This window comes from Glaciimonas sp. GG7 (assembly GCF_052976905.1).
In genome coordinates this window covers 1-9,539 of record NZ_JBRIIQ010000125.1, presented here as the reverse complement: position 1 = coordinate 9,539, position 9,539 = coordinate 1, and the positions used below count along the sequence as shown (strand labels likewise).

General features: G+C 56.2%; 9 protein-coding genes. 2 read left to right on the top strand and 7 right to left on the bottom strand.

Going from position 1 to position 9,539, the window contains the following annotated elements; genetic code table 11:
• Nucleotides 1-18 precede the first annotated feature (18 nt).
• Both ACVBEF_RS19040 and ACVBEF_RS19035 read right to left on the bottom strand, forming a co-directional pair.
• Nucleotides 19-1,182 carry a thiolase family protein gene (locus ACVBEF_RS19040; protein ID WP_447125494.1) on the bottom strand — a complete coding sequence of 388 codons (1,164 nt, stop codon included), beginning with the start codon at nt 1,180-1,182 and terminating at the stop codon, nt 19-21.
• A gap of 178 nt (nt 1,183-1,360) precedes the next feature.
• Nucleotides 1,361-2,146 carry an enoyl-CoA hydratase/isomerase family protein gene (locus tag ACVBEF_RS19035; RefSeq protein WP_447125493.1) on the bottom strand — a complete coding sequence of 262 codons (786 nt, stop codon included), beginning with the start codon at nt 2,144-2,146 and terminating at the stop codon, nt 1,361-1,363.
• Between the two features lie 254 nt (nt 2,147-2,400).
• On the opposite strand from ACVBEF_RS19035, the gene ACVBEF_RS19030 reads away from it, so the two are divergent.
• Both ACVBEF_RS19030 and ACVBEF_RS19025 read left to right on the top strand, forming a co-directional pair.
• On the top strand, nt 2,401-2,802 hold the full coding sequence (locus tag ACVBEF_RS19030; protein ID WP_447125492.1) for a DUF6088 family protein: 402 nt from the start codon (nt 2,401-2,403) through the stop codon (nt 2,800-2,802).
• Complete coding sequence (locus ACVBEF_RS19025) at nt 2,789-3,817, top strand: nucleotidyl transferase AbiEii/AbiGii toxin family protein (protein ID WP_447125491.1); 1,029 nt, start codon at nt 2,789-2,791, stop codon at nt 3,815-3,817. Before ACVBEF_RS19030 ends, ACVBEF_RS19025 begins: the two co-directional genes overlap by 14 nt.
• A 14-nt stretch (nt 3,818-3,831) precedes the next feature.
• On the opposite strand, the gene ACVBEF_RS19020 is transcribed toward ACVBEF_RS19025, so the two are convergent.
• The 5 genes from ACVBEF_RS19020 to ACVBEF_RS19000 all read right to left on the bottom strand — a co-directional run.
• The gene (locus tag ACVBEF_RS19020; protein WP_447125490.1) at nt 3,832-4,959 is read right to left on the bottom strand and encodes a CaiB/BaiF CoA transferase family protein; all 1,128 of its coding nucleotides are present in this window, start codon (nt 4,957-4,959) and stop codon (nt 3,832-3,834) included.
• A gap of 4 nt (nt 4,960-4,963) precedes the next feature.
• The gene (locus tag ACVBEF_RS19015; RefSeq protein ID WP_447125489.1) at nt 4,964-5,221 is read right to left on the bottom strand and encodes a hypothetical protein; all 258 of its coding nucleotides are present in this window, start codon (nt 5,219-5,221) and stop codon (nt 4,964-4,966) included.
• Nucleotides 5,222-5,225: 4 nt separating this feature from the next.
• Nucleotides 5,226-6,833: a GMC family oxidoreductase gene (locus ACVBEF_RS19010; protein ID WP_447125488.1), complete on the bottom strand. Its 1,608-nt coding sequence runs from the start codon at nt 6,831-6,833 to the stop codon at nt 5,226-5,228.
• Complete coding sequence (locus ACVBEF_RS19005) at nt 6,830-9,226, bottom strand: arylsulfatase (RefSeq protein ID WP_447125487.1); 2,397 nt, start codon at nt 9,224-9,226, stop codon at nt 6,830-6,832. The genes ACVBEF_RS19010 and ACVBEF_RS19005 overlap by 4 nt, the downstream gene beginning before the upstream one ends.
• A 125-nt stretch (nt 9,227-9,351) precedes the next feature.
• The coding region (locus ACVBEF_RS19000; protein WP_447125486.1) for a hypothetical protein at nt 9,352-9,539 on the bottom strand (188 nt) is incomplete at its 5' end.

The following is a 9,539-nucleotide window of genomic DNA, read 5'->3' as shown; positions in this document are numbered from 1 at the left end:
GTCTCCGACTCAGTAGTTCTATGCCGAGTACCACGGACAAGCACGAATCGATTCACCGCGCAACTGGGTCACCAGTTCGTGTATCTGTCCCAGACCGGTCGCGCCGATCGGGTGTCCTTTGGATTCCAGCCCGCCCGACGGATTGATCGGCATGCGGCCACCGACGGTAAAGTCGCCGCGTTCAGCAGCCGGTCCACCTTCACCGAATGGCACTAGCATCAACGACTCGGCGTTGAGGATTTCGCCAATCGCGGAGGCGTCGTGGACTTCCGCCACATTCACGTCAGCAGGCGCGACACCGGCTTGTTCATAGGCTTTTTTAGCCGCCAGATGGGCGACGATTTTTTCTGGCGCATCGATATTGCGCGAAGACCCGGTTTGCACCACGCTGGCTAACACCCGCACAGCGCGTCCACCTGCACCGTTCAAACGTTTCAGACCCGCCGCATTACACAGCACCACTGCGGCTGCGCCATCGCTGATGGGCGAACACATCAGGGTCGTCAATGGATAGGCAATCGGCGGCGAGGCTAATACTTCCTCGATGCTGAAAGCTTTCTGAAATTGCGCTAGCGGGTTGTGGACCGAGTGCTGGTGATTTTTGGCAGCGACCGCTGCGATCTGGCGCTGAGTTGTGCCGTAGCGCAGCATGTGGTTGCGGCAAATTGCAGCGTAGACGTCCATGAAAACGCTATACGGACGCTCCGACATCGTGCCTGGCGGCGGCACGATGCCGTGGCCCATGGCTAGCAAGGTTTCTTTGTTTTGCTCGACGGTCGAGACATCCCAGCCGCCATCGAAGGCGGCGAACATCTTGGCCTTGTCAGGGATATTCATTTTTTCCGCACCGACCGCTAACGCGATATCGCAGCTACCGGCACGCAGCGCAAGGGTTGCCAGATTGAAGGCTGATGAACCTGTTGCGCAGGCGTTTTCGACCGTGAACACCGGCACACCTTCAATCCCCAGCCGCCGCATCGCAATCGGTCCGGGAATCGCCGTCTGGCCCTGAAACTGTCCGTTGGTCATCGTGCCGTAATAGGCCGAGCCAATATCGGCGGCGACGCAACCGGCATCGTTCAAGGCCAGACCGACGGCTTCACCCACCATGTCATACACGGATTTTTCGAGCAGTCGCCCAAAGGCGGTCATGCCTACACCAACTACATAGATATCGTTCATTTTGTGTCTTCTTAGAATGAGATATGGCTTACGAAAAAATATCGGATATCCGTTCGAACTGAGTAGCCCTTAAGGGCGTATCGAAGTTAGCGCTGACCGTAGGTGCATCTTCGATACGCTGCGCTACTCAGTCCGAACGGGTTGTTAATTGCATAGGTTTGTGGAAGTCCGGTTGGATTTAACGACCCTGAAACTCGGGCGCACGTCTTTCGGAAAACGCTTGCAAGCCTTCCTGAAAATCGAACGAGCGCATGTGCTGGCGCAGCATGACCTGCTCGTGCAACAAGGCGTCGTCACGGGTTTTGTCGGCAGATGCGCGCGCGACTTGTTTCATGCGATGCAAGGCCACCGGGCTTTTTTTAGCAATCTGTTTAGCGAGTAAATGGACCGCGGTTTGCAAATCAGCATCGGGATGGACTTCGCAGATCAGGCCGCAGGCTTTCATTTCCGCTGCCGACAATGACTTGCCGGTCAGCAATAAATACATCGCCATATTCAGCGGAATCAAACGCGGCAACACCGCTGCGCCGCCGGCACCCGGATAGACGCCGAAGTTAGCGTGGGCGTCGGCAATGGTGGCGCTCTCGGCGGCGACGATGATGTCGGCGCACATCGCCAGTTCCAGACCGCCAGCCATCGTCACGCCATTCAAGGCGGCGATGACGGGTTTGGGGAAGTTGCGCAAGCGACCGAAGACCAGATTGGCGCGATCGAGAAAATCCGCTTCGCCAGCGGCCAGGCCGCTTGCGGCCAATATTTCTTTTAAATCTGCACCTGCGCAAAATGCTGCGCCCGTACCAGTCAACACCAGCACCCGGATAGCATCGTCGGCAGCGATTTCGGTCAGGCGGGTATCGAGTGCGGCAAGAATGGCCAGATTCAGGGAATTCATGGCCTTGGGACGATTGAGCGTCAGGCACGCTACCGCATCGGCGACTTGGTACAACAACACATCTTCACGCATAACTAACTTCTCCAAATAGGGTCAGATCAACGCCACGCACCGCTTTATCGGCGCCCGATGGGCGAGTAGGTTGATCGTAAGGAGGTCAGTCATTGCGGACAGGTCATTGCGGTGAAGCCATAGGTCTTGCCGGTATTTAGCGCGGTAAGTCCTCGATACGGCGATGACGCTTGCCGTGCCTTTCGATAAATTGCGATCTTAGAAATTTTGTGCAAACATAGGACATTTTCAAACGCCTTGCGAAAGGAGTAAACGTGACTATCAAAATGAGAATTTCGGCCAGCATCCGCTCATCCAAGAGCAAGGTGTTTTTGCGTCAAGAGTTCGATAAATTTGGTGAATATCGCCAGGTGAGCCGAGCGATCAGGGAGCTGGCAATCAGTGGCGAGTTGGCGCGCGTGGGCTATGGGGTTTACGCCAAGGCCCGTCCCTCGACGATTACAGGCAAGCCTGTGCCGGATGATTCGTTGGTCAACATTGGACTCGAAACCATGCGTAAGCTAGGTATCAAAGCTGACATCGGCAAAGAGGCGCGTGCGCTTCGTGAGGGGCGCAGCACACAGATGCCGATGGCCCCCATCATCAGCGTGGGTAAGTCCCGAGTGCGCCGCGCCATCGCCATTGGTAAACGTAAGATCATTTATGAGAAAGATTGAACTCTTTCAAAGCCAGCAGATAACCGACCTGATCAACAGTCAGGAGCTGGCGATAGCAGAGTACGCGCTAGAAAAGGACTTCTTCGTCACTAAGGTACTCAAGGTTTTAGCGGGAATAAACAACGAAAACTTCGACCTTATCTTCTGTGGCGGAACATGCCTGTCGAAAGCGTATGGTTATCTCGATCGAATATCGGAAGATGTCGACATCAAGGTTGTCGCCAAACCCGACAAAGCTTTCGGCAAAGGCAAAGCGCGTGCCCTTTTGAGCCAGCTAAAAGTGCAGACGAGTCAGGCCTTGGTCAATGCTGGCTTTCCAGAAGAGAATGTGTCGGTGGAAGCGGCGATGGATGGCAACGCATACGTGCTTATTCATATTGCCTACGAGACATTTTTTGAGCAGGGCAACGACATGCGCTCCCAAGTGAAGCTTGAGCTCAACTACACAGAACTGTTGCAGCCCAAAGTTAAAAAAAGCATTGGACTGCTTTTCGACGGCATGGCCGGAATCCTGACCAGCCCTCGATTCGATGTCGAGTGTGTCGGCCCGGCGCAAGCCTTCGTTGAGAAACTGGTCTCTTTTCCGAGACGTTTAGCGCTTCACATAGCCCATCCCGAGAGGATTTTCGAGCCAGCTATGGTGCGGCATCTGTATGACGTTTATCAGATACTTCATGCCGACCAGACATTGGTCGAGCAGCTTGTTCTGTTGAGACGCTTGATGCTTACTGCGATGGGCAAAGACGCCGGGGATTTTGCGAGTCAACATCCAGAGTTTCTGGTGGACCCTGTGGGTGAGCTTAACCGCGCCATGGCGATGGCCGGGGCCGATTCAGAGATTCGCGCCAGCTATGATCGATTTATTAAGGTCATGGTGTATGGTGCCACGCCACCCGATTTCGACAAGGCTCTGTCGCTTTTTAAGCGAATACTGGAGTTGGTCATGCCACCGTCCAATACCAATTTCATGGAAGTTGGCCAAGACCGTCAAGATGAGACTGACCAATTTCCATGATTTTCTTCCGGCGCTTACTCAACCGCCAATAACTGCCCGATCTCAACCTCACTAAAACCTGCATCACGCAGAACCGCAACGCCGTGCTCACCGTGTTGCGGCACGGCTCGTGGTGTTGCCGCTGGCGTGACTGAAAAACGCGGAGCGGGCGCGGCCTGCAAAACGCCGTCGTGTTCGGCATAAATACCGCGTGCGGCGATATGCGGATGCGTCATGGCTTCGGCGGGTGTCAGTACCGGCGCGAAGCAGGCGTCGCTGCCTTCTAGCAAAGTGATCCAGTGTTGGCGTGGTTGCGTGGCAAACAGCGCGGCCATTCGGACGCGCAGTGCGGCCCAACGGCGTGCGTCGTAGGGTTGTTTGAAATCGTCGTCGTCGCCCAGTCCCAGTTTGTTAAACAGCAGGGCGTTGAACTGCGGCTCAAGTGCTTGCACGCTCACGCAATGACCGTCAGCGCAGGTATAAGTCCCACTCCAGTGCGGACCGTCGAGCAGGCCGCTACCGCGTTCAAACGGTTGCTGACCGGCAGCATGGGCGGAGAGCGTCAGGTTCATCAGATTGGCGCTGCCATCGACGATCGCGGCGTCCACGACCTGGCCGATGCCGGTGCGTCTGACATTGAGAATGCCTGCGAGTATGCCCATCGCCAGATACAAAGCGCCGCCGCCGAGATCGCCGACTAAGGTGGGCGGGGCCATCGGTGGTTTTCCGGGTTCGCCGGCAAACCACAGTGCGCCAGAGAGCGCGATGTAATTCAGATCGTGCCCGGCGCTCTGGGCTAACGGGCCGTCTTGGCCCCAGCCGGTCATGCGACCATAGATCAGCCCCGGATTCTGGGCCAGACATATTTCCGGTCCTAAACCGAGGCGCTCCATGACGCCCGGGCGCATGCCTTCGATTAAGGCATCGGCGCTTGCGATCATGCGCAATACGGCGGCTATCGCTTGCGGGTCTTTGAGGTCTAGTGCGATGGAGCGTTTGCCGCGATTGACGATGGCGTTTTTGCCCAGATCGAGCATGCCCTTGGCTCCGACACGTTCAATGAGGATGACTTCGGCCCCCATGTCGGCCAATAACATGCCGCAAAACGGGCCGGGGCCGATACCGGCAATTTCAATGACTTTGATGCCGTCCAGAACGCCCATTGCGTTACTCCTTAATGTGATTTTGTCGGCGTAAAAGCGGTAGCCAATGTACAAGCCCGAACAATAACGACAACAGAATGCTGATGATGAATGCGCCGCGATACAGGCGCAGTCTGTTGAAGACGAAGGGAAGCTCCAGCACATGGATGCAGATTAACGCCGCCGCGATGATTTGTAGCGCAGTGGTGTATGCGCCCGCCGTACCGGTCAGCGCCAGTCCATAGATCAACAGGCAGGCGGTTTTCAGAGCAATTAACAGCATAGCTTTATGCATCGATGAGGGCGGCGGCCTTGATCATGTCAGCCGCTTTTTCGGCAATCATGATGGTCGGGGCGTTGGTATTTCCCGACACGATATTGGGCATGATCGATGCATCGACCACGCGCAATCCGGCGATGCCTTTGACCCGTAATTGATCATCGACTACATCCAGCGGCCCCGTGCCCATCCGGCAAGTGCCGACCGGGTGATAGGCGCAATCGGCATGGTTACGGATAAATTGTTCGATTTCCGCATCGGTCTGCGCACGCGCTGAATTTTTGGCTTCGACGCCGCCAAAGCGGGTCAGCGCCGGACGTTGCATGATGTCGCGGGCTATTTTGAAGCCGCTGATGAGACGATCGACGTCGTCTTGCTCAGACAAAAAATGCGTGTCGATCAAGGGCGCGGCTAAAGGATCGGCACTGCTGAGCGAAATGCTGCCCCGCGACTTTGGACGCAGCAAACCGACATGCACCGAGTAGCCATTGCCGAATAATATTTTGCGTCCGTGATCGATTAGTTTTGCCACGATGAATACGAGCTGCGCATCGGGGAGCGTCTCATCTGGCTGGGTTTTGATAAACCCGGTTGCTTCGGCAAAATTCGACGTCAGGACGCCGCGCCGGTATTTTTTCCAATGAAACATACCTTTCGTGATCGCCCAGATGCCTGCTAAAGACAGGCCGAACAATCCTCTTGGCGTACCGGCGTTGTAGCTGTGCACGATGTCGATATGGTCTTGCAGATTCTGGCCCACGCCGCGTGCATCGAGGACTACGGCGATGCCATGTTTTTCCAACGTCTCGGCCGGGCCGATGCCAGAGAGCATCAGCACTTGCGGCGACTGTAATGCGCCTGCTGACAAGATCACTTCGCGCTTGGCATGCAGTTGTTGGAGTGCACCATTTGCGTCAACGTATTCCACTCCGATAGCACGTTTATCGACTGTCAAAATCCGGGTTACCCGGACTTTGGTGATGACCTGAAGATTTGGGCGTGCCCGATTGGGCGTGAGAAATGCTTTGGCGGTGCTACAGCGCTCGCCGTTCTTTTGCGTCACCTGGGTCATGCCGACGCCCAGCAAATGGTCGCCGTTGAAGTCGGGGTTCGGCAAATGCCCGGCCTGCAATCCGGCCTCAACGAAGGCCCTTGCATAAAAGCTCGGTTCCAGCACCTCGGCTACGTTGAGAGGGCCGCCCGCGCCGTGGTAGGGATTGTTACCCCAGGATTCATTGTTTTCGGATTTTTTAAAGTAGGGCAATACCTCTGCATAACTCCAGCCAACGTTGCCGTCGGCGGCCCATTGATCGTAGTCGGTCCGGTCGCCACGGATGTACATCATGCCGTTGATCGAGCTGGAGCCGCCCAGCGTTTTACCGCGTGGCTGGTAGCCAATGCGTCCGTTGAGACCTTTATTGGCGACTGTTTTAAAGGCCCAGTTAAAGATCGGATAGGGAATCAATGCCGCCAATCCGGCGGGGCATTGGATCAGGGGGGTGTTGTCGGCAGCCCCGGCTTCGAGCAGGCAGACCTGTACCTCGGGGTCTTCGCTCAAGCGTGCGGCCAGCACGCAACCGGCTGAGCCGCCACCGATGATGATGTAGTCGATCATGGCGTATACACGATGTGCACGTCATGGATCTGCCCGTTGAAGCGGAACGGCGCACGATCACGATAGTCCAGCGTCACCGGAGAGCCAAGATCGACCCCGACGTTAAACGTTTCGCTGGCGCTAAACGCCAGTGGCGCGGTGAAGGGGGTTACGCCGCTTGCGACTTCCAGACCATCGATGCGCATCACAAACGTCGCAGCAGCACCCGGGGCTGGGCTGCTCATCGTGGTCTCCAGCGCAAGGCGATGTTGACCGGGCGTGATGCTTGCAGACGATTTTAGCTTGGTACGCGCTACGCCTAAAAAGTTGTATTCGTAGTGCAGAAAACCACCGTCCATATACAACACCAGTCCACCAGCGACCGCCCCCAGTGCATACAGTACGCCGCTGGCATCGGCATGCACGGTCACGTCTACCGTGACCTTGTTATTGCGTGCACGCAGATTCGGCGCGCAAAATTCTGGCAATCGGGTCACGGCGGTATTGAAATGCCATTCGGTCTGCTTGGTGCCTATCCGTGCACTCGGATTGAGCAACGGGCCGAGACCGGCGCCGATCGGATAGACATTGTTAGCACGCGCTTCGCTGTCGAACTTTTGTTTCAGTTCAGCGAGCTTGTCGGGATGCGCATGCGCGACGTCGGTGGATTGGGAATAGTCGCCGTCGAGCTTATACAGGGTCCAGACATCGTCTTCCGGATTCCAGTTGGCATAGGCGGCGTAAGCGCCGGGTAGCCACGGGATGCGTGGGCCGAATACCGAGGCCATCCAGCCTTTCGAATAAATACCGCGACTGCCGAATACTTCGAAGTATTGATGGGTTTTTTGCGTGGCGACCTGCGCATCGGTGAAGGTGTAGCTCAGGCTGATGCCGTCCAGTGGATCTTGTTCAAAGCCATTGACGGATGCCGGCGGGGTGATGCCGATGACGTCATAGATGGTCGGCGCAATATCGTTGACATGGTGAAACTGGCCGCGCACTTTGGGGTCGGCTTTGATGCCTTTGGGCCATGACACGGCCATCGGCACGCGCGTGCCGCCAAAGAAACCGGCAACCAGTTTGGTGCCCTGAAACGGACTCTCTCCGGCCCAGGCCCAGCCTGCATGATACATATTGGCGACTTTAGGGCCGCCCAGTGCGGGTAAGCCGCCGTATTGTTCTTCCAGTATTTTCATTTGCTGTGCGAACGGCATGGGGATGCCGTTGAGGGTCAGCATTTCATTGATGGTCCCGCTCCAGCCTTCGGAGGATGCGCCGTTGTCGGAGAGGACGTAAAAGATCAGCGTGTTGTCGCGCAAACCGAGGCGTTCGAGTTCATCGACGACCTTGCCTGCCTGCGTATCGGCATGCTCTAAAAATCCGGCGTAGACCTCCATTAAGCGTGCCTGAAATTTTTTCTCTTCAGGCGATAAGCTGTCCCATGCCGGTAGCGTATCGGGACGTGGCGTCAAGATGCTGTCGCTCGGAATCCAGCCCATGGCCTTTTGGCGCTGGAAAGCCTGCTCGCGATAGATGTCCCAGCCGCCATCAAACTGGCCCGAATATTTATCCGACCATTCACCGAAGACCTGATGCGGACCGTGTACCGCACCGGGTGCCCAATACATCAGGAAAGGTTTTTCGGGCGCAAGTGCATGCTGCTGACGCAACCAGCCGGTAGCCTGGTTGGCCAAGTCTTCGCTCAAATGGTAGGCCGGATCGTTCGGGCGTTCAATCGGGGTGGTATTGCGATACAGATTAGGCTCGTATTGCGAGGTTTCTGCCGCCATGAATCCGTAAAAATGATCGAATCCGCAACCGGTAGGCCAGCGATCGAACGGGCCTGCTGCCGAGACATTCAGAGCGGGGGTGTTATGCCATTTGCCGAAGGCGGCGGTGCTGTAGCCATAGTGTTGCAGCACTTCGGGAATGGTCGCGGAGGTCTTCGGAATTTCGCCGGTGTAGCCATCGAAATCGCTGGCGAGCTCGGTGATGGTGCCGGACTCTACGCGGTGGTGATTGCGCCCTGTGAGCAGCGAGGCGCGGGTGGCCGAGCTGATCGCGGTGGTGTGAAAGGCGTTATAGCGCACGCCGGTGTCGGCTATGCGGCTCAGCGTTGGTGTATGGATCGCGCCGCCGACCGTGTTGGCGTGGGCAAAACCGACATCATCGAGCATGATAATGAGGACGTTGGGCGCGTCGGCGCGTAAGGGGGTGTCTTTGTTGCGCCATTGATGCGTGGACTCGGCCAGCGTCCGTGCGGCTACGCTGGCGGTGGGCATTTTGGGAAAGGGCAAACTCGGCGCGAGGGTTTCGGTGTTCTGTGTCGAATTCGGTGTTGTCTCCGTATTATTTGCGCTGGTCGTGGGCAAACCGGGCAGGACGGACAAAATGGGCTTATTATTCTCGGACATAATGATCTCCTTCTGTTATGCGATAAAAGCTTGATACGCTTCGCTTGTTGCGCGTCTGCGGACCATAGACATTGGAGGTTCATTCTAAAAATTGCCTACGGTAGCCGCTGGTCTTTGCAGATAATTCAACGGTCCCGCCGACTTTGGTTGTACTGTTGACTGCTTTGCTCATTAGAATTCGTTGATGACCGTTTTTTGCCAACACCATGACACTTCTTTCGTTCTTCACTTACTTCGATGCTCAGCTTTAGTCCCTTATCGATCGATTCGTGCTCGATGAACCGGGCGCTTAGAGAAGCTATCACCGACTGCC